The sequence below is a fragment of the Bacillus sp. LJBS06 genome (assembly GCF_016924995.1).
In the GTDB taxonomy this organism is placed as follows: Bacteria; Bacillota; Bacilli; order Bacillales; family Bacillaceae; genus Bacillus; species Bacillus stercoris.
The window spans coordinates 2628476-2648506 of record NZ_CP070483.1 but is presented as its reverse complement, the minus strand read 5'-3'; the positions used below and the strand labels follow the sequence as shown (position 1 = coordinate 2648506).

18 protein-coding genes and 2 pseudogenes are annotated in these 20031 nt (G+C 38.0%); 14 read left to right on the top strand and 6 right to left on the bottom strand.

The genetic code is table 11. The features are described 5' to 3' along the window. Positions 1-12: 12 nt before the first annotated feature. From JQX68_RS13520 to JQX68_RS13510, 3 genes are all read left to right on the top strand, one after another. Complete coding sequence (locus tag JQX68_RS13520; RefSeq protein ID WP_014664743.1) at positions 13-771, top strand: SDR family NAD(P)-dependent oxidoreductase; 759 nt, start codon at positions 13-15, stop codon at positions 769-771. 189 nt (positions 772-960) lie between these two features. Then, entirely contained in the window at positions 961-2301 is a 1341-nt protein-coding gene (locus JQX68_RS13515; RefSeq protein WP_147772286.1) for an MFS transporter, read from the top strand. 240 nt (positions 2302-2541) lie between these two features. After that, entirely contained in the window at positions 2542-2691 is a 150-nt protein-coding gene (locus JQX68_RS13510) for a GapA-binding peptide SR1P (RefSeq protein WP_014664741.1), read from the top strand. A gap of 85 nt (positions 2692-2776) precedes the next feature. Here the strand turns inward: JQX68_RS13510 and JQX68_RS13505 are convergent, their stop codons facing one another. The 5 genes from JQX68_RS13505 to JQX68_RS13485 all read right to left on the bottom strand — a co-directional run bounded on the left by JQX68_RS13505 (position 2777) and on the right by JQX68_RS13485 (position 8238). Beyond that, positions 2777-3478 (bottom strand): FadR/GntR family transcriptional regulator, encoded by a 702-nt coding sequence (locus JQX68_RS13505; protein WP_038829685.1) that lies wholly within the window; start codon positions 3476-3478, stop codon positions 2777-2779. A 498-nt stretch (positions 3479-3976) separates the two neighbouring features. Next, entirely contained in the window at positions 3977-4684 is a 708-nt protein-coding gene (locus JQX68_RS13500; RefSeq protein WP_040082365.1) for a YrpD family protein, read from the bottom strand. A 400-nt stretch (positions 4685-5084) separates the two neighbouring features. After that, the gene (murI, locus tag JQX68_RS13495) at positions 5085-5882 is read right to left on the bottom strand and encodes a glutamate racemase (protein ID WP_147772285.1); all 798 of its coding nucleotides are present in this window, start codon (positions 5880-5882) and stop codon (positions 5085-5087) included. A 330-nt stretch (positions 5883-6212) separates the two neighbouring features. Next, positions 6213-7256, bottom strand: a complete 1044-nt coding sequence (locus JQX68_RS13490) for a nitronate monooxygenase (RefSeq protein WP_136654263.1) — start codon at positions 7254-7256, stop codon at positions 6213-6215. Between the two features lie 100 nt (positions 7257-7356). Then, complete coding sequence (locus JQX68_RS13485) at positions 7357-8238, bottom strand: glutamate biosynthesis transcriptional regulator GltR (RefSeq protein ID WP_147772284.1); 882 nt, start codon at positions 8236-8238, stop codon at positions 7357-7359. Positions 8239-8553: 315 nt separating this feature from the next. On the opposite strand from JQX68_RS13485, the gene aadK reads away from it, so the two are divergent. The 8 genes and pseudogenes from aadK to JQX68_RS13445 all read left to right on the top strand — a co-directional run bounded on the left by aadK (position 8554) and on the right by JQX68_RS13445 (position 15210). Then, the gene (aadK, locus tag JQX68_RS13480) at positions 8554-9408 is read left to right on the top strand and encodes an aminoglycoside 6-adenylyltransferase AadK (RefSeq protein WP_147772283.1); all 855 of its coding nucleotides are present in this window, start codon (positions 8554-8556) and stop codon (positions 9406-9408) included. Positions 9409-9688: 280 nt separating this feature from the next. Then, entirely contained in the window at positions 9689-10192 is a 504-nt protein-coding gene (locus tag JQX68_RS13475) for a DinB family protein (protein ID WP_069149938.1), read from the top strand. A 411-nt stretch (positions 10193-10603) separates the two neighbouring features. Beyond that, positions 10604-10759, top strand: coding sequence for a hypothetical protein (locus JQX68_RS13470; RefSeq protein WP_176720971.1), 156 nt, complete (start codon positions 10604-10606; stop codon positions 10757-10759). Between the two features lie 45 nt (positions 10760-10804). Further along, on the top strand, positions 10805-11176 hold the full coding sequence (locus tag JQX68_RS13465; RefSeq protein WP_147772282.1) for a YrdB family protein: 372 nt from the start codon (positions 10805-10807) through the stop codon (positions 11174-11176). Positions 11177-11406: 230 nt separating this feature from the next. Next, a pseudogene (locus JQX68_RS13460) lies at positions 11407-11974 on the top strand (cysteine hydrolase family protein). 229 nt (positions 11975-12203) lie between these two features. Then, positions 12204-12617: pseudogene (locus JQX68_RS13455) on the top strand (substrate-binding domain-containing protein); the annotation flags it as partial. A 532-nt stretch (positions 12618-13149) separates the two neighbouring features. Further along, a complete protein-coding gene (locus tag JQX68_RS13450) occupies positions 13150-14085 on the top strand; it encodes a cation diffusion facilitator family transporter (RefSeq protein WP_147772281.1) in 936 nt (311 codons plus the stop codon). Between the two features lie 87 nt (positions 14086-14172). Further along, the gene (locus tag JQX68_RS13445) at positions 14173-15210 is read left to right on the top strand and encodes a flavin-containing monooxygenase (protein WP_147772280.1); all 1038 of its coding nucleotides are present in this window, start codon (positions 14173-14175) and stop codon (positions 15208-15210) included. A gap of 1005 nt (positions 15211-16215) precedes the next feature. Here the strand turns inward: JQX68_RS13445 and JQX68_RS13440 are convergent. Then, entirely contained in the window at positions 16216-17082 is an 867-nt protein-coding gene (locus JQX68_RS13440) for a DUF1259 domain-containing protein (RefSeq protein ID WP_147772279.1), read from the bottom strand. 270 nt (positions 17083-17352) lie between these two features. On the opposite strand from JQX68_RS13440, the gene JQX68_RS13435 reads away from it, so the two are divergent. From JQX68_RS13435 to JQX68_RS13425, 3 genes are all read left to right on the top strand, one after another. After that, positions 17353-18312 carry an FUSC family protein gene (locus tag JQX68_RS13435; RefSeq protein ID WP_147772446.1) on the top strand — a complete coding sequence of 320 codons (960 nt, stop codon included), beginning with the start codon at positions 17353-17355 and terminating at the stop codon, positions 18310-18312. 67 nt (positions 18313-18379) lie between these two features. Continuing rightward, positions 18380-19414: an XdhC family protein gene (locus JQX68_RS13430; protein WP_147772278.1), complete on the top strand. Its 1035-nt coding sequence runs from the start codon at positions 18380-18382 to the stop codon at positions 19412-19414. Further along, positions 19411-20031: an NTP transferase domain-containing protein gene (locus JQX68_RS13425; RefSeq protein ID WP_147772277.1), complete on the top strand. Its 621-nt coding sequence runs from the start codon at positions 19411-19413 to the stop codon at positions 20029-20031. Before JQX68_RS13430 ends, JQX68_RS13425 begins: the two co-directional genes overlap by 4 nt.

Genomic DNA, 20031 nt, shown 5'->3' with positions numbered 1-20031 from the left:
TGGGAGAACGCCATGTTTACATTAAATGATCAGGTAGCTATCGTGACAGGAAGTGGGTCTGAAAAAGGAATCGGCAGAACCATTGCATTAACTCTTGCCAAACAGGGAGCTTCAATTGTAGTAGCAGATATGAATCAGACAGGTATTCTAAAAACAGTAGAAGCTATCACAGAAAGCGGAGGGAGAGCGGTTGGTGTAGAAGTTAATGTAACGAATAAAGAATCGGTTGACCATATGATAGCCAAAACACTTGAAGAGTTCGGGCGCATTGATATTTTAGTGAATAACGCAGGAATTTCTCAAAAAGTAACGGTACAGGATATGACATTGGAAGATATGACAAGAGTATTCAACGTCAATATGTTTGGGCTGTTCTTGTGCACACAAGCCGTTTTAGAAACAATGAAAAAGCAGCAATATGGCCGTATTATCAATCTTTCTTCTGTATCTGCAAAAAGGGGAGGCGGCGTTTTTGGCGGTGCCCATTACTCCGCTTCCAAAGCAGCCGTATTAGGCTTTTCTAAAAACCTTGCCCGTGAAGTAGGGAAGGATGGTATAACTGTGAATTGCGTAGCGCCTGGCCTTATCAATACCGACATTTGGAAATCACTTTCTGAAGAAGATGCGAAAAAAGTCATTGATAATATCCCCATGGGTCGCCCGGGTGAAACAGAAGAAATTGCCGCCGCAATTACGTTTTTGGCTACTAAGGAAGCAGCCTACATCACAGGAGAAGAAATTGATATTAATGGCGGTTCACACATGGACTAGTGGATCTATGCATAGCAGGTATGTTAAACATGCCTGACCCACTTCTATCAAAGACGAAACAAAACAAGAGAAAAATGTAAGCGTTTAACAAAGAGAGGAGAACTTTTGTTTTTGAAGAAAATGTGATTCTTTTATCTTTGGACAGGGCAGCACCTAGAAGGACAAAACTAGGGTTAAGGGGGAGTCTTTTTGGATCAATTAGCATTAGAGCGTTCAACCACTCGTAAAGTAACAATCCGGTTAATTCCATTTTTATTCTTATGTTTTATTATCGCGATTTTAGACCGAGTTAATATCGGTTTTGCAGCTCTCCAGATGAATGAGGATCTAGGGTTTTCAAATGCTGTATTTGGACTGGGAGCAGGGATCTTCTTTCTTGGTTATTTCATTTTAGAAGTTCCGGGTAGTGCTATCATGACAAAAATCGGGGCGAGAAAATGGATCAGCCGGATTATGATCACGTGGGCCATCATCGCGATATTAATGGCTTTTGTACAAGAACCATGGCAGTTTTATACTGCGCGGTTTTTATTAGGTACTGCGGAAGCTAGTTTTTATCCATGTATGGTCTTTTATTTGAGTGGATTTTATCAAACGAAACACCATGCTAAAGCAATTGCTGGATTTATGCTGGCCATCCCCGGGGCGAATGCATTGGGTTCTCCGCTTTCTACATTTCTCTTAGGAATTGAATGGCTTGATATATCTGGATGGCAGTGGCTATTTATTTTAGAAGCGATTCCTGCACTTATACTTGGTGTAATTGCATTTTTTTACCTAGATGACAAAATCGAAGATGTGAAATGGCTGAATAAAGATGAAAAGCGGTGGCTTATTAACGTAACAACAAAAGAAAGGATGGAAAAAGAACAGGTAAAGCACTATACATTTGCTCAAGCCTTAAAAGATCGGGATGTGTTAATTCTATCGATCGGCTATTTTTGCTGGATGATTGGATATTACGGCATTAATATGTTCTTGCCGACGATCTCACAAGGATTATCTGAAACGATTTCCCTAAGCACACAGGGGATGGGCTGGCTGTTAGGCGTTATGTATTTCTGCGCTATGGTGGTTATGATTTTCGTTGGAAATCATTCTGACAAGAAAAACGAAAGACTCTGGCACGTAGCTGCTTGTTTAACTGTCAGTGCTGTTGCAATGGTCATTAGCAGCTATGTAGCAAATTCAAGTGTTATATTAGCATTTGTATTTTTAACAATTGCGTTATGCGGCGCTTTTGGTGCCTATTCTCCTTTTTGGGCAATTCCGCCTTCTTTCTTAACAGGAGCTGCAGCGGGTGGTGCGATAGCATTAATCAACAGTATCGGAAATCTTGGCGGATTTTTCGGTCCATACATTGTCGGTTATATTAAGGATATGACAGGTTCTTTTAATATAAGTATGATTTTCTTAGGCTTGAGCATGATCCTAGCTTCTCTAATTCTTGTATTTCTGGTGAAACAGTCTGGAAAAGCGCTTAAAGTAAAAAATGACACATATAAATCCAGCATTGAAAAGTCTAGTTGAAAAAGGTTTGTGATTAAGAGCCAATGGGTGATGTTCATAACGACAGTCATTTTTTGAATATAGAAAACTCAAAATCTTGCAAAGTGTCCATAAAATTTAGGGTTAATCAGCGAAAGGATGATCCAGGAATGAATACTGTCATTTCGGGCTGTGGTCACAGACGTTGTGGGGAAGCGGCCATCAAGCCCTTGATTTGATGAGGGCATTTGTGAAATAAAAATGATTGGAGGCAATAAAACCATGGTACAGAAATCAAAAGTGCAACAAGATACGATTGTATGCCAGGTGTGTGAAAAAGTGATCGATACAGTTTATAGTTCTGAAGGTGTTAAAGTGTTATATGGTATTTGTCAAAGATGTTTAGGACCAGAAGACCAAAAAGGAGAATAGGTAGGTAAGGCGTATAGAAATGGAGGTCATATTGTATCCACTATACGCCAGATTTTTTTTAATAAAGGACTTGTTCTAACAGAGTTTAGCTTTTCCAATATCGTTCATATAAGTTCTGCATGTGGGCAGTCATTCGCTCAACAGCTTCTTTTTCGTTACGGTCTTCAATTGCTTTAATAATCAGTTTATGTTCCTGAAAATTCACTTCGCGGTATTCTGAACGAGTAACGGTTCGGTCACGGATAAACCGCCACATTTCCTGCTGCTTCATAGCATTCGTGATAGCGGACATGAAGGTAATAAATAAATCATTATGTGATGCTTTCGCAATCCCCATATGCAATTGTTCGTCAGTTTCAGGAACGTACACACCAGACATCGTTTCTTCTTCCATTTTTTTTATTGTCTTCCTAAGCTCCTGAATATCATCGTCAGTCGCTCTCAAAGCCGCAAATTTTATAATTAAAGGCTCAATGTGCATTCTTGCCTCCACAATATCTTCCGGAGATGCTGACTCCATGGAAGCAGAAATCCCATTGGTTATTGTGGTATTCTTAACAAACACACCTTCTCCCTGGCGAGAATAAATGACCCCATTCATTTCCAAGGCACTCAAAGCCTGCCTAACCGGCGCGCGGCTGACACCAAACTGTTCACATAATTCCCTTTCTGAAGGCAGTTTATCACCTACTTTAAAAGAACCTAACTGAATTTCCGAAAGGATCTGATTATAAATTTGTATGTATAATTTTTTATTGGAAACAGGATTGAATTTAATAAAAATCATTCCTTTCAATTGTCATACAAGTATATTTATTATATACCTTTCAGATTTGAAGGGCAAAATAATTATTCCTCAAAATGTTCCTGTAATCGGGAACTAAAAGCCTCTGTGCTTACTAATCCTACGGAAATCAGAGGAGAATTAAAGCAAAAGAAGATTGATTAGAAGAGATGCCCGTCCAATGACTTTTATCCCTTAAGAGAGCGGTATGCATAGTAGACAACTGTAAAAAACAAATGAAGAGAATGTAAAGGGGAGCCTTAATTTTTCGCGCTTATCACGTAGTATGTAGCTGAAAAGAAGGTGAACACAGACAAGTGATTCGTTTTAAAAAGAACCGCCTTCGATCTTAATACGTTGAAGCAGTTTTGCTGTACAAACAGTTAGCTGTCTTGGCTACCGGGCGGGCTGCTTACCAAAGCTAACTGTTAAATTGAAATGAAAAAAGGGCCTTTTAAAGCCCCTTTAAAGCCTATTGCCGCACTGGTTGCTCGACATGTTTTAGTTTTTCACAACGGACAAACTGACACTGTTGCCTGAGACTGTTACTTTAGCGAAATCTTGAGTATCAATCACAGGTGTTATAGCTTTGTTGTCGATGGTGATGTTTGTAAAAGATGTTGAAAAATTTGATTTGATAGATTGGCGTGAACCTGTTGTTGCAACTGTAGCGAGCGCTTTCCACTTCGAGATGGAGCCGACATTTGTTTTGCTGATTTCTGAAATGAGACGGCCGTTGTATCCCGCATTGTTCGTGCCCCAGTAGGTAGCGCGGGTATTGCCGTTAAGATTTTTGTAGATGGTAAGTTGTACGGTGCTGCCTGGACGGAAACCTTTCGTATTCGTGAATTGGCTTCCACCTTCGAGGTACTGAACCTGATCCTGTCCTTTTGAACCAACTTTCATATATGGTTTCCATACATTATATTTTTCACTGTACTGAAGCCCGATATCGGATTCTGTGCCTCCGCTAAAGCCAGAGTAGATGTAGGCTGTCCCATTTGAAACTTGAACGGAGCTAGGAAGCTGGATTTTCGTAACTAGAATGGCACCGGTGCTGTTCAAGTAAGCCCTCCCGCCGATTCCATCAGTTAGCTGTGATGCAGCTTCTGCGGTTTTTGGGCTAATAATACCCGGCACATCTACTGCACATGTGCCAAAAAGCACGGTTGCCGTAAGCACACCCGCAAGCAGTCCTTTTTTCATCATCATTGTTTCCCCCTATCATTATAATTAGAAAACGCTATCATCTTGTATTATAAAACATTATGAAAAAAATTCCATAATAAATATGTAAATAGACACAGAATTTACACATTATGACTTTATAGATCTGGCAAACGGTTGATTCGTAATCTCAAATAATGCTCTATGAAGTGCAAAATTAACTATAAATTTCCAATTGGTGCTTGTGCTTAAAAGAAATTCAATATAAAAAAGGGGGAGAGATAAGAGAGGGAGGGAAAAATATAAACATAAGAGGGTAATGAAGTGGGCTTTTGAAGCCCACTTCTTAGTTCATATTTCCCTTCAGAAGACTGCCTCTATCATTTTGTACATTTACTGAAAACCCATAATTTGCATTGTTTATAACCAGGAGCCCTTACATTCAATGTCCAACATGACTCATTTGATTTTCATCTAATATTTCAAACAATGTTTTGTACTTTAATACGATTTCGTGGTCATCGACTTTATGGCCTGAATTGAAAAAGGTGATTGAGCCTGAGCCTTTACCAAGCTGGTTACGCTCTGCAAGTATTTTCTTCAACTGTTTTGCAGTACCGACGCTGCCTGAAATAATATCAACTTTTTTTCCAAACAGTTTTTCAAAACTGTTTTTGAAAAACGGAAAATGAGTGCATCCTAACACAATGGTTCCGTATTGTTTCAAATCAAAAGAAGATAGTTCATTCTTTAGATATTTAATGATCTTGTCTTCATTAAAATCAAAGTTCTCAGCAAATTCAACTAGCCCTGGAAGAGCTAAGCAATCAACAAGGTCATGGTGATCAACTTCTTTTACTAGATGATGAAATTTCTCTTCTTTAAGCGTCAAATGAGTAGCAACTACGAGAACTCTTTTCCTTTCCTCCTCACAGTTTTTTATAGCAGGTTTTACAGCAGGCTCTATTCCGATTATCGGAAAGTCGAAGTTTCTCCGAAGATCTTCTATAGCTATGCTAGTAGCTGTATTACATGCAATAACAAGAGCTTTGATATTTTGACTGACTAGAAATTCAACTGCATTAAAAATATATTCTTTCACTTCTATCTTTGATTTTTCACCGTATGGAACATGTAAAGTGTCCGCATAAAAAATGTAATCTTCATAAGGAAGAACTTTTATGGCCTCATACAATACAGTCATTCCACCTACTCCAGAATCAAAAAATCCTATTTTCATAACTTTTCACGCTTTCTATCTAATCTTTTTTTATCATATGACTTCATATCATTTGAATCAAATGAAAAAGGCTGATTTTAATATTCGAGTTAAATATGGGAGCTATCGATTTTTTGAATAGGCAGCAAAACTTGAGAAGAGAGAGAAGACCAATAGTGAAAACTTGGTGATGTAAATGTGGCGAAACATCAAGATCGCACCAACCAGTCAAGTTTTCGGATTCTGGGCTAGATTCTGGATGATTTTACGGTTCAGGATGCGAAATCACAAAAAAAAGCAAACTGCCTGTCGGAGTTTGCTTGTTGGCTCTATCCAAACAATGAGCTGCACCTATATTTTTATATCCTCTGGGCAAAGCTTATGTAAAAGCTGCTTAACCGACATTTCCTCAGTTAATGATCGTATCCCTTGACCTGCCCATAAAGACATCTGATCATGGTTATTTTGAAGTGAAGCCTGCTGTCTCATTGCCTTTGTTAGTGTATTTTGATAAGGATACGGAAGGGTTTGTGTCTCATACTGTTCTTTTTCTTCCATCCATTTATTTACGATTCCTCTGGCCTCTTTACCTGAAAATAGTTTCGTAAGCTTTGTATCTGCTTCGTTTGCCTCTCGTATTTTCTGTTTATGCACTGGATGTGCGCTGCTCTCGTGACAAATTAAAAAGGCAGACCCAATTTGAACGCCTTGGGCTCCAAGAGTTAAAGCTGCTTTTACTCCTCTGTGGTCTATAATTCCCCCAGCAGCTATGACAGGTACACTCAATGCATCTGCTGCTTGTGGAATCAGAGCCATTAAACCTATGGCAGATTCACCTTTGGAAGGTAAAAATGCTCCGCGATGTCCACCGGCTTCGCTTCCTTGAAGGACGACGATATCCATTCCCCGTTCCTCCATTAACAATGCTTCTTCCACTGTTGAAGCGGTTCCAATTAAACAGCAACCAGAAGTTTTTAGTTCCTTTACAGCGTCTTCCGGCGGCAGATCAAAAGTGAATGAGCAAGCCTTTACCTTGTATCTTAAAATCATATCAATTTTTTGATAGAAATCATCCCACTCTTCTTGCACAGGTGTGAATTGATTTACTTGATTCGCTAACGGTATGTTTTCTTTCCACTTTTTAACCTGGTCTTCTGGCGGCATTTCTAGACCCAGCGGAACAAACACATTAATTTGAAAAGGAGCGTCTGTCAGCTCAAACATTTCTTTTATTTGTTGTTCTAGCAGTTCTGGCTTAAGGTACCCCGATGCTAAACTACCAAGAGCCCCTTGATTTGAAACAGCAGAGGCCAGTCGAGGCTTTGTAATGCCGCCAGCCATTGGAGCTTGAATAATCGGTTTTGTTAAGGAAAGCTTCTTCATAAATTCATTCATACCGAATCCCCCCGTTAAGACATGACTTTTGAAAAAGTGTCATTTCTCATTTTCCTCAAAAACTCGTATTCGCTTAAATATATCGTTTTCCTTCTTTTTGTCAACCAATGTTTTTCTGAAAATGATCTCTCATATTCGTTAAAAAAGCAGTTAAAGCAGGGGTAATGGAAGTGTCTTTTCGCCTGATAAACATGGTTGATACTAAGGAATATTTGTCAGAGATCGTGTGGCTGCGGATGCAGCCTTGTTTTTCGTGTGAAGCAATGATTGAACGAGGCAGCAGCGAAATACCCAAGCCGGCGCTCACACAGCCAATGATCGCTTCAAGAATGCCAAATTCCATTAATTTTAGAGGTAATAAACCTTCTTCTTGCAGGATATGATTGAGCTTTGCTCTGTAAGAACACCCTTCACGCAATACCAGCATTGTTTGTGTTTGAACATCCTGAATGGAAGAAATCTCAGGGTGTGAAGCACTTGTAACAAGAACCAGCTCTTCATCCAATATCTTTTCTTGAACTAAATCAGGGTGTTCAATAGGCCCGGAAATAAAAGCGCCATCTAACTCGTAATGCAAAACTGCTTGTATTTGCTGTTCCGTTGGACCGGTTACCAGGTTAAAATCAACATTTGGATAGAGGTTATGATAATGTGCAAGGAGTTGCGGAAGCCAAACGGCAGCCGTTGTTTCCATTGAGCCAATACGCAAAGGTCCAGAAGGCGCAGATGATTCGCCCATGGCTGCTCTAGCTTCTTCAATTGTATGTAGAATTTTTTCTGAGTAAGAAACAAGAATTTGCCCAGAGGGAGTAAGTGTGATTCCTCGACTATGGCGATAGAATAATGTTGTCTGTAAATCGTTTTCTAGCTGTTGTATTTTATTCGTTACGTTCGATTGTGCATAATTTAAAGTCTGGGCAGCCTTGGAAATACTGCCTTCACGAGCAGTAGTGAGAAAAAACTGTAACAACTGAATATTCATATAATCCTCCATAGCTGATATCTGTTTTTGAGATGTCTTTCATCTTAATTTCGAATTATATATGATAGGAGAACTTCATGTAAACTAAAGCTTAGAAGACTAAAGCATTTCGTGAGTGGCTCATATACATAAGGTTGTAAATGATGTGCACAAAAATAACACGGTGATATGGATGACAACTTACATAATATTGGAAGGTGAAACTGACAACCATTGATAATGAAAAATCTTTATTTCATAATAAAATCAATATTCGGTTTTAGAGTTAGATGTTAGGCTGTATAAAGAAAAGTCTGAAACGGAGGAATACATGCAATGCGAAGTGAACAGGAAATGATGGACATGTTTTTAGCCTTTGCTTTGAACGATGAGAGAATCCGATTGGTCACTTTAGAAGGGTCACGTACAAACAAACATATTCGCCCCGACAACTTCCAAGATTATGACATTTCTTATTTTGTAACTGATATAGAATCTTTTAAAGAAAATGATCAGTGGCTTGAAATCTTTGGGAAGCGTATTATGATGCAAAAACCCGAAGATATGGAGCTTTTCCCTCCCGAATTAGGTAATTGGTTTTCATACATTATTCTTTTTGAGGATGGCAACAAAGTAGATCTAACCCTTATTCCAATTCGTGAAGCAGAAGATTATTTTGCTAATAACGATGGTTTGGTTAAGGTCTTGCTCGATAAGGATACGTTCATCAGCTATGAAGTGACCCCAAATGACCGCCAATATTGGACGAAAAAACCGACTGCAAGGGAATTTGATGATTGCTGTAATGAGTTCTGGATGGTTTCGACTTACGTAGTCAAAGGATTAGCAAGAAATGAAATCCTTTTTGCCATTGATCATTTAAATGAAATCGTCCGTCCTAATCTATTGAGAATGATGGCTTGGCATATCGCATCCCAGCAAGGGTATTCATTTAGTATGGGGAAGAACTATAAGTTTATGAAATGTTACCTTTCAAATAAAGAATGGGAAGAACTCATGTCTACCTATTCTATGAGTGGGTATCAAGAAATGTGGAAGTCTTTATTTACTTGCTATGCATTATTTAGAAAGTATTCAAAAGCTGTATCAGAAAGTCTTGAATATAAGTATCCTGATTACGATGCAGGTATCACTAAGTATACGAAAGGTATTTATTGCTCAGTAAAGTGATAAGAATATAGATCGTCTTCATATGATATTTGATTCTGGCTGATATGTAGAATTGCAGTATGATTATCATCAGTTCCTGTTTTTATTTCACTCATCCTATACTCTTCTATTCTTAAATGGCTTCACGAGCTTATCAGCATGTTAGTGTAAGCATGGAGATTTTCAGTGATTCATTTACTAGGCAGCACGCTTGTAAAATTTTTGTTCTTTTTAACGAAATGGTGCATTATAATAAACCTATAGATATAGAAAAAACAAAAGAATAAAAAGGAGGATTTTTGTGTTTCAAACCTTAGAGCATTTTTTGAAATCTTGGGAGTTCGAATCAGATGCTACACAGAAACTATTAAATAGTCTGACTGATGAATCACTTAAACAAGAAATAACTTCACAAAATTGGACTCTAGGCCGTATTGCTTGGCATACCGTTGCTGCCATTCGCATCATTACCTCAAACACAGACTTAACGTTCCAAGCCCCAGCTGAAGATTATCCTGTTCCAACTTCTGCTCAGTTTATTGCTGACAGCTATCATCAAGCCAGTAATGCATTTGTACAGGCATTAAAAACCCAATGGACTGACCATACACTTCAAGAAAATATCAACTTTATTGGACAACAAATGCCCAACGGTTCACTTTTGATGTTTTTGATTCAACATCAAAATCACCATCGAGGACAAATGACTGTTCTCATGAGACAAGCAGGTTTAACTGTTCCAGGTATTTATGGTCCAGCAAAAGAAGAATGGACAAAATTTGGTTTGGAAGCCCCGAAAATGTAATCAAACTTTTTATAAAAAAGTTACGCTATGACAACATATAAGAAGATGTTTTGATCATTCTCTTATCAAAACATGTTCTTTTTTTGTGCGTTTATCAACAATATTTTCCAAACACTTCAAATAACAATGACCTTTCATACCAATGATTTAGGTATGATTTTTCATGCTGTCAAATCTTCTAGATATACATATCTCTATAGATTCCTCTAACAAAATCCATGTCTTTTTTTAACTGCCCGATATGATGTTGGAAGGCAGGTTATTACCGCATCACCACCTAAATTCATACAAAGAGTAAAGCCTCCCAGCGTGAAGCGAGGTCAACATAGTCATTACTTCGTTCGACAAATTCTGCAAATCGTAGACAACCTCCTGATTATTTGGATAATTAACTGGATAGGAGGGGAACAGTTGTCATATTTCATTATACTTATCATCGTTCTATTAATCGGAGCATTGGTAACTGCAGCAGTCGGTATCATATCTTCAAAAGTGGAGGTAACCTCGCCGAAAACCACAATTGAATCTAAAGAGGAAGAACAGAAAAGTTTTTATACGCTGAAATAAAGGAGAGAAAGAGCATCTCCTACGGGGGTGTTTTTAATAGAGGAGTTGGAAAAACTGAATCAGGCTAATTTACTTTTAAGATTCATCCTTGAAATCGCTGCACTAATCTCCATAGGAGTGTTTGCTTGGATAAGCTTTGATGGTTATTTTAAATATGTTTTAACTTTGGTTTTACCTATTGCAGTTATGATTGTCTGGTCTGTATTTGCAGTACCTCATGATCCTAGTCGAAGTGGACAAACTGTAATAGCTATAAACGGGGTAACAAGGTTAGTTATTGAAATATTGATCTTTGCAATGGCTGTTGTAGCGCTTTATTTTAGTCACTTCAAACCAGTTGGTATTATCTTTTTATGTCTTATAATCCTCCACTACATCATTTCAGCTGAGCGTATCAAATGGCTTCTAAATCAATAGTCTTTCATTTCAGCACTCCTTATGAGAGTGCTTTTTATTATTCTCTGTCGATTCAGTGGTTCCCAGATTAGATTATTGGCGGTTAATGGCTTGGACACAGTTGCAGTTTAGAACGCATTTTCCAATAAGGAAGGCGCTCATTTGAAATTCACCATTAAACAATTGTACAAAAGTAAAATTTGTATTTAAAATGTAGTAATAAATAGAAATTCTGCGTAGGAGGGTATCTTGTGGAAGAAAAGAAAAAAGCTTTAATCATTGTGGATGTACAAAAAGCCTTCGATGATAAAAAATGGGGGGGAACGAAATAACGTAGAGGCGGAAGAAAACATTAGTAAAATACTAAAATTATGGAGAGAAAAAGAATGGACAGTCATATACATACAACACACTTCTGATAAACCTCATTCTTTATTCCATCCAGAGAATGAAGGGTTTGTTATAAAGGAAATAGTTAAGCCTATGGATGAAGAAGTCATTATAACCAAGAAAGTAAATAGCAGCTTTATTGGTACGAATTTAGAAGAATTCTTAAAATTAAATGGAATAACAACTGTAGTAATAACTGGTTTAACCACGCCTCACTGTGTATCAACAACCACAAGAATGAGTGGTAATTTGGGGTTTGATACATACCTGATTTCAGATGCAACAGCAGCCTTCGGAATGAGAGACCAAAATGGTACATATTATGATGCGGCGACTATTCATAATATATCTCTAGCTACATTGCATGATGAATTTGCCACAATAGTAACAACTGATCAATTAATAAATGATGTTATAAAAACTCACTGATGAAAAACATTTAACAATAAAGCGGCAGGCGCCTTTCCAATAGGAAGGGCGCTCTAATTCGAATTCCCGCTTTATTTGCTCAACGGAACTATTAACCTCAGGCAGCACAATTTCTGTCCAAACCGCATTTCCACAGTAACACAGGCACAAATAGCCAGCCCTTCGCCTTGATTGGCTCATTCATTAAGATATATGGGATGGCTGGGACAATTAAACCCCTTCTGTAGCGCCTGCAAATCTCAGGAGAAAAGCATATGAAGATGTGATGCGTGAACATGGAAGACAGCCTATTACATATGAAGTGTCATTTCATGAAGACTACCAGAACATCATTTCAAAACTATTCGATGAACAGCCTGCAGTTGACGGCATTTTTGCCAGTGATGATATCATGGCTGCCGGAGTCATGACAGAAGCCAAAAAACGTGGAAAAGACGTTCCAGTTCAATTAAAAGTGATTGGTTATGACGGTACAGAAACCATTCAGGCTATTCTGCCGAAATTGACTACAATCCAACAGCCGATTGAATTAATTTCTAAAACAGCCATTGAGATTTTAGAAAAACAAATTGAAGGCGAATTTGATGATTTACCACTTGAAACGTATTTGCCCGTACAGCTTTTCGAAGGCGGGACGACGTAATGAACATGGCAGAAGAGTTCCACGGAGTTAGATGATCTCTTTTTATAGATGGCCTTTTAACGCTTCTAATTGATTTGCTTGTTCTATATTTGATACACATAAAATTAGAAGTAAGAGAAATTGAAGGATCATTTGCAGAGGATCTATATCAAGAAGAAAACATGCCAAATTGATTTTGGTATGTTTTTATTTATGTATTGAATCTCTTAAAAGCATCCATACATGCTCCCAATGCTGTGTGCGTGTAAGCTACCCGAGACAAACATAGCATCACCAAGTTAGAGGAGTAAACCTTGAGTTTGCTCCTCTTTTTATATGCAAACGATGATTCTTGTGAAGCGATATGGGGAAGATTAAAGACTAATCTGGAATTTTCATAAAAAATATTTTGACATTTCAATGTAAAAAACTTATATTCATATATGAGCATACATTCATATACTTATTTTGCATCACGTTAGAATGCTCAATAACAGATGTAACATCATAACTACATATGTATCAACAAACTTTCGTTAAGGAGGAGATTTTTATGGGTCATAATCATACCGAAGGAGCCAATAAAAAAGTTTTATTGTTCTCTTTTATCATCATTACAGGTTATATGATGATAGAAGCTATAGGCGGATTTCTAACAAATAGTCTGGCGCTTTTATCAGATGCAGGCCATATGCTGAGTGATTCAATCTCATTAATGGTTGCCCTGATTGCTTTTAGATTAGCTGAAAAGAAGGCAAGTCACAATAAGACATTCGGATATAAACGATTTGAGATTCTCGCCGCGGTGATAAACGGGGTTGCATTAATTCTTATTTCCCTTTACATCATTTATGAAGCAATCGAACGTTTCTCTCATCCACCGGAAGTTGCTACAACTGGCATGCTTACGATTAGTATTATCGGGTTAATTGTGAATGTATTGGTTGCATGGATTATGCTGAGAGGCGGAGACACAGAGGGTAACCTGAACATAAGAGGAGCTTATTTACATGTGCTAAGCGATATGCTCGGCTCTGTAGGCGCCATTTTAGCTGCCGTACTTATCATCTTCTTTGGGTGGGGCTGGGCAGACCCATTGGCGAGCGTCATTGTGGCTATTCTTGTTTTAAGAAGCGGTTACAATGTGACTAAAGATGCTATTCACGTATTAATGGAAGGAACACCAGAAAATATCGATGTCACTGACATTATTCATACAATTAAAGAGACAGAGGGAATTCAAGACATTCATGATTTACACATATGGTCTATCACAAGTGGATTAAATGCTCTTTCCTGCCACGCTGTTGTTGCCGATCAACTGACCATTTCAGAAAGTGAAAATATTTTACGCAAAATTGAACATAAGCTTGAGCATAAAGGCATTACGCATGTAACCATACAAATGGAAACCGAAGCGAATCATCACGATAATACGATCCTTTGTCAGACCAAAATTGAGAAGCCTCTTGACCACCATCACCATTAAATTTTTTCTCTCATTATATAGTGAGGAGATCAATAGCATTTTGCAGATTTTGTCTACTGACAATATAAAATTGATGGAGGGCTTAATATGTACGACACTATCGTAATCGGGGCTGGTCAAGCAGGAATCTCAATAGGGTATTATCTTAAGCAGACCGGCCAAAAGTTTCTCATTTTGGATAAAAGCCATGAGGTTGGGGAGAGCTGGAAAGATCGATATGACTCATTGGTTTTATTTACTTCTCGAATGTATAGCTCATTGCCTGGAATGCATCTTGAAGGAGAAAAGCATGGATTTCCTTCAAAAAATGAAATTGTTGCTTATCTAAAGAAATATGTTGAAAAATTTGAAATCCCAATCCAATTACGGACAGAAGTAATAAGTGTCCTAAAATCAAAGAATCATTTCTTAATAAAAACCAATAAGGAAGAATATCAAGCGAAGAATCTTGTCATTGCTACAGGTCCTTTTCATACCCCTCATATTCCATCAATATCAAAGGATTTAGCCAGTAATATTCATCAATTACACTCGTCACAATATAAGAATTCAAAACAATTGGTAGATGGAAATGTACTAGTAGTTGGTGGGGGGAATAGTGGTGCTCAGATAGCTGTTGAATTATCCAAAGAAAGACTTACATATTTAGCTTGCAGCAATAAACCAGTTTATTTCCCTTTATTGATTGGAAAAAGAAGCATCTTTTGGTGGTTTGATAAATTAGGAGTTTTACATGCAAGTCATACATCAATATTAGGAAAATTCATTCAAAAGAAAGGAGATCCAATATTTGGGTTCGAATTAAAACATGCCATAAAACAGAGGGAGGTCATCTTAAAAACAAGAGTCATAGGGGGAAAGCAAAATGAAATCGTTTTTAATGATTCATCTTCATTAGAAGTAAATAATATTATTTGGGCTACAGGTTTTAGGAATCCCCTTAGTTGGATAAAAATAAAAGGTGTTTTGGATAAAGAAAATCGAATCATACATCATAGAGGTGTTTCACCTATAGAGGGATTGTACTTTATTGGTTTGCCTTGGCAGCATAGACGAGGTTCAGCATTGCTTCAAGGCGTTGGAAATGATGCTGAATACATTGTAAAACAAATGAACGGTGAATAAATTGAGTAGAGCAGTAACTCACAAGTTTACTGCTCTATTTTTTGTGTGAGTAAGTGTCGTTATGTTACGGTGTAAAGCCGCAAAGGTATCGCTGTTGTATCTCTTGCCATATTAATAAGAGGTACCCTGGCTCACTGATTGTGCAACCTTCTGCCGTACTTCCCGTGCTAAATGTGTAGCACATAAGGTTGCCTCCCAAATAGTAGGATGAACTGAAGAATGACTGACTGATAATGCCCGTTGTGTGTATGGGACCATTGGTCTTAGGAGACTTTCTGCCTCGTCTACCGATGACGCGTATTGTTGACCAGATGCTCTTCGCAGGTCTGCTATAGCTGCAGGGAAGTTTGACCATAGGCGAAGTATCGAATTCATGCAGCCTACCATAAGAGGGAAATGAGGAGCGCGTCCTTGTCCGGAGGCTAGAAGCTCTGCTGCACCTAAGGCAGAATAAACGTGATAACTCAATGGAGTAAGGTATTTCGCGTGCACAATATGAAGTTCACGTAATCCCCAGGTATCTGGAAGAAACCTGAATTCTGAACTCATGCCGCATCCTAGAGCAAGCGCCCTGCTAACAACTCTCAAGTCTTTTACCACTGTAGCCATTGACTCTTTGAAGGAGGAGGAGTGTATTGGAATGTGGTGAATAGTAGATAAAAGGCTTCGCATTTCATTATTTGCTTGACTTAAATCAGGGTGTTGACGAAAATCGTAAGAATCATCATACGGTTTGGATTGAAAATGCATATCTTTACCCCTTTCATTGAAGACTTTTAGGCAGGATATGCACCTAGCTTGCTTATTGATCAAGGCAATCGCCCAGATTTAGATGATAAAAGATTACATGCTTACTTGTGAATAAAAAAATCCATCATATATAGAAAGCTTCATGCGATAAGAGCATCCCTACCTTTTCTGATCATACACTTTCACTTTATTAAGGGACTCTTTAGTATATGTAAAAAGCGATTTTTCAAATCGCTTTTTTTGCATAAAATCATGTTAACCTCTAACTTCTTTATCAGTAAGAACTTTTAAAGCATCTCTTACTTTTAATGCGAAGTTGATAGGTTTATCAATTGATTCGAAATGAATATACATCAGTCTTGGTTTATCAAACAACCAGTGATTATGGAGTGCCGTTACAATAATATCATGTTCCCGAAGCACACTAATAAATGGATTGATTTCTTTTTGGAGAATCACGGTTTCACCACTGCAAAGAGCGCGGCCATCTTTTGTCATTGATTCAAATGAAAACAACTGAGGAATGAGTAAAAATGATCTTCCTGGTCTTCCCAGTACTTCTGGTTTTATATTCGTTCGTGATCTCATCACTGTGCAAATTCCATTTTCAAAAGTATGCATGGTTCCACCTAAAATATCGTTGAATTCGTCACAAAGACCATGCTGTTGAATCATTTCACCATCAACTTTTGCTTCTGCACGGACTGTTCTCTTGACAAGAACTTTCATAGCCTCCCTTACTTTTCTCGCAAAGGTGAGAGGTTCGTCTATTGATTCAAAATGCATAAACATCAGACGTGGCTTATCAAACAGCCAATGGTTATGAACGGCAGTTACAATAATACCAAATTCGCGTAACTCAGTCATAAACGGGTTCACTTCTTCTTGAAGTAAAACAGTCTCACCTAAACATAAAGCTCTGCCATTCCGATCCATGCTTTCAAATGAAAAGGCTTGAGGAATAAAAGGAAATGCTTCTGCTCTTCTTCCAAGTACCACTGGATGAATGTTGTTTCGAAATCTTGTAGCCGTACATACACCATTTACGACACTAGGTGTTGAATTGAGAATCCTTGCAAATTCCCTGCAAAGTTGGGATGGCTCCATGCCCATTTCTTCCACTGAATATCTCCTCCTGAATATATTTACACCTTACTTTAAAGATATGTGGAGATGGAAAAAATGTAACACGGCATGAGTCTATATAGGAGAAATTCAATTGTTATTTAAGTTACAAAATGATCAATATTCCTCTAAATTCAAAAATAGCTTTTTTAATATGACAGTATAAAATCCTTTGAGTAAAGAAACCTATTGGAAAAGGTTCGCTGAAAGGAGGAAGAGTATGTGGGGAAGAAAAAAATTGAAAATAAAACATCCTTAGTCTGGAAAATGGCTATTGCATCTGCTGTTTCTTGGGAAGCGGCAAAACTAGTGGGCTCTAAACACCCGTATTTAGCACCTCTATCTGTTATATTATGTTTGCAAACGACCATCGATAAGTCAATTCGATTTTCTTTTCACAGGATTGTGGGAACGGCAATCGGGGTCATGTTAACAGCCTATCTTGTTAGTCATTTACATATGAATGGTTGGATATTGGGTCTTTTAATGCTAGGCGGGACCTACATTGCAAAGTGGTTAAGATTAGATGAAACGGTTTTACATCAGGTTGCCCTCACCATTTTATTAGTATTTACGTTTGAAAGAACATCTAAAGATTATGTGATAGATCGGATCATCGATACGATTATTGGAGTCATTATCGCTATTTTGATTCATATGTTACTTTTTCCGCCAGACTTTACAAAAAAGGCAGCCGAAACTTTTCAAACATTAGCTCATCAGCTTTCTGACATACTTTTAGAACTGTCCAAATGGGTTCAATTAGAGTGGGGACAAGGAAAAGGGAACTTAATGGAGTATAAAATGAACCATCTCCTACAGGAGCTGCATGCGACAAAAGAAATGTTACAAACGGCTTCTCAGAGCGTAAAATTCAACCCAATCAGAAAAAAGCATAAAATCATTCTCTCAAGATATCAAATGCAGATGCAAAAGATGAATGCAGGATATGAGTATGTATCAAATATCGCGAAAACGTTAAAAGAATGGGAAAAAGAAGGGACTTTATCTTCAAGTGACAAAATGGAGTTGGGCAATGATTTAAAAATGTTAAGTGAATTTTTTGAGGAATTTAAAGGAATACAACAGGGGCAAATAAACGATTGGAAACACAACATGCTATTGGAATCTCTTCGTTCAAAACTGATGTTGTATCCACCGCCTAATCATAAGGTCTATAAAGACTCTTTTTTTTTAGAAACGACGAAATTGCTGAAAAACCTATAATATTTTTTTAAAAAAAGAATATGGATATACAGATGTAGATGTAATGAGGTAAAAGCGGGGGAATAAAATGGATGATATACACCGGATTTTGGATGCAGTCGCCAATTCTAAGAATGCTATGGTATTGGCTACCATAATTAAAGTAGAGGGGTCCGCTTATAAAAAAGAAGGGGCCTCCATGTTAATTTTAGGGGACAAAACAAGAGTTGGCATGTTATCTGCCGGTTGTTTAGAAGAGGATCTTGTTGAAAGGGCAGAGCAAGTTTGGACTACAGGAGAGCCCTTGATTGTTCATTTTGATATGAGTGAAGAAGACGATTTATCGTGGGGACAGGGAGTTGGCTGTAATGGTGTTTTGACGGTTTTACTCGAGCCTGTAAAAGGGGAATTAGAAAGAAATCTTAGGACAGTAAAGAAATGCTTAGATATAAAAAAGTCTGTTACTCGAATGAAACGATTCACTAAAAGATTAGAGCCAAGGGAAGATATGTATATCGTTGAAGATGGCAGCGTGTTTGGAACCGGGGATGTTAAGGGGCTAGGCTGTATTCAAAAACTGAGAAATCAGAATCCCCTTTATGATACAGAAAAGGGAATCAAAAGAGATGAATATACGTCTGATTTATTTTTTATCCATCAGATGGTTCCAAAACCTTGTTTATATGTCTTTGGAGCAGGGGAAGATGCGAAGCCATTAGTTTCTTTGGCAGCTGGTATAGGCTTTCATGTCACAGTGATTGATTGGCGTCCTTCTTTATGTCATAACGGCCATTTTCCTAAAGCCGACGATTTGATTGTAGGAGTACTGGAAGAAGTAATGGAGGGTCTGAGCATTACAGAAAGGGATTTTATCGTCATAATGACACACAGCTTTCAAAAAGATCAGATCATTTTACATAAATTTAAAAATATGGATGTGTTTTATAAAGGTGTATTAGGCCCTAGGAGGCGAACGGAACGACTATTAGGCGGGGCTCAGATTCCAGAAGATATTCATTCCCCCATTGGACTTCCCATTGGGGCACAAGGCCCCGAGGAAATTGCTATAAGTATTGTTGGCGAGATGATTAAAAACATGCGAAAACAAAGGTCTACCTCATGAAAACAGCAGCCATATACTTGGCAGCTGGTACAAGCAGACGTATGGGAACAGATAAGCGAAGTTTATTTCTTAATGGAGTCTCCCTAGGAAGTATGGCTCTTAAAAATGCCTTGTTATCTAAATTAGATCATATTTTCGTTATTACGAGAAAGGGAGATTCACTGCATTGGCTTTCGGCTTTTTTCTTTTTATATCCTATGTCAAATAAATGGAGTCAGGTGGAATGTGAGCAAGCGGGTAAGGGCCAGGGCCACTCCATACAATGTGGTTTAAAAAGAGCAGTAGAGTATGAGGCTGATGCCGTTATCATTCTTCTTGCAGATCAGCCATTTGTCACCACAGATATCATCAATACGTTAATTGATTCCTATCAAAGAGAGCACCACTATTCATTTATAGCTGCTGAAAATCAACATCTGCCTATGCCCCCTATCTTATTTTCAAATCAATGTTTTCCAGTGTTACATCAGTTAAAGGGAGATCAAGGCGCTCGGTATGTCATCCGTGAACGTATTTTAAATACGGGAAAAATGATCAACTTCCAAGACCCTTTGCTTTTTTATGACGTAGATACAGTTGAAGATTACAATTTACTACTGAATAAATTCGGGGAGTGA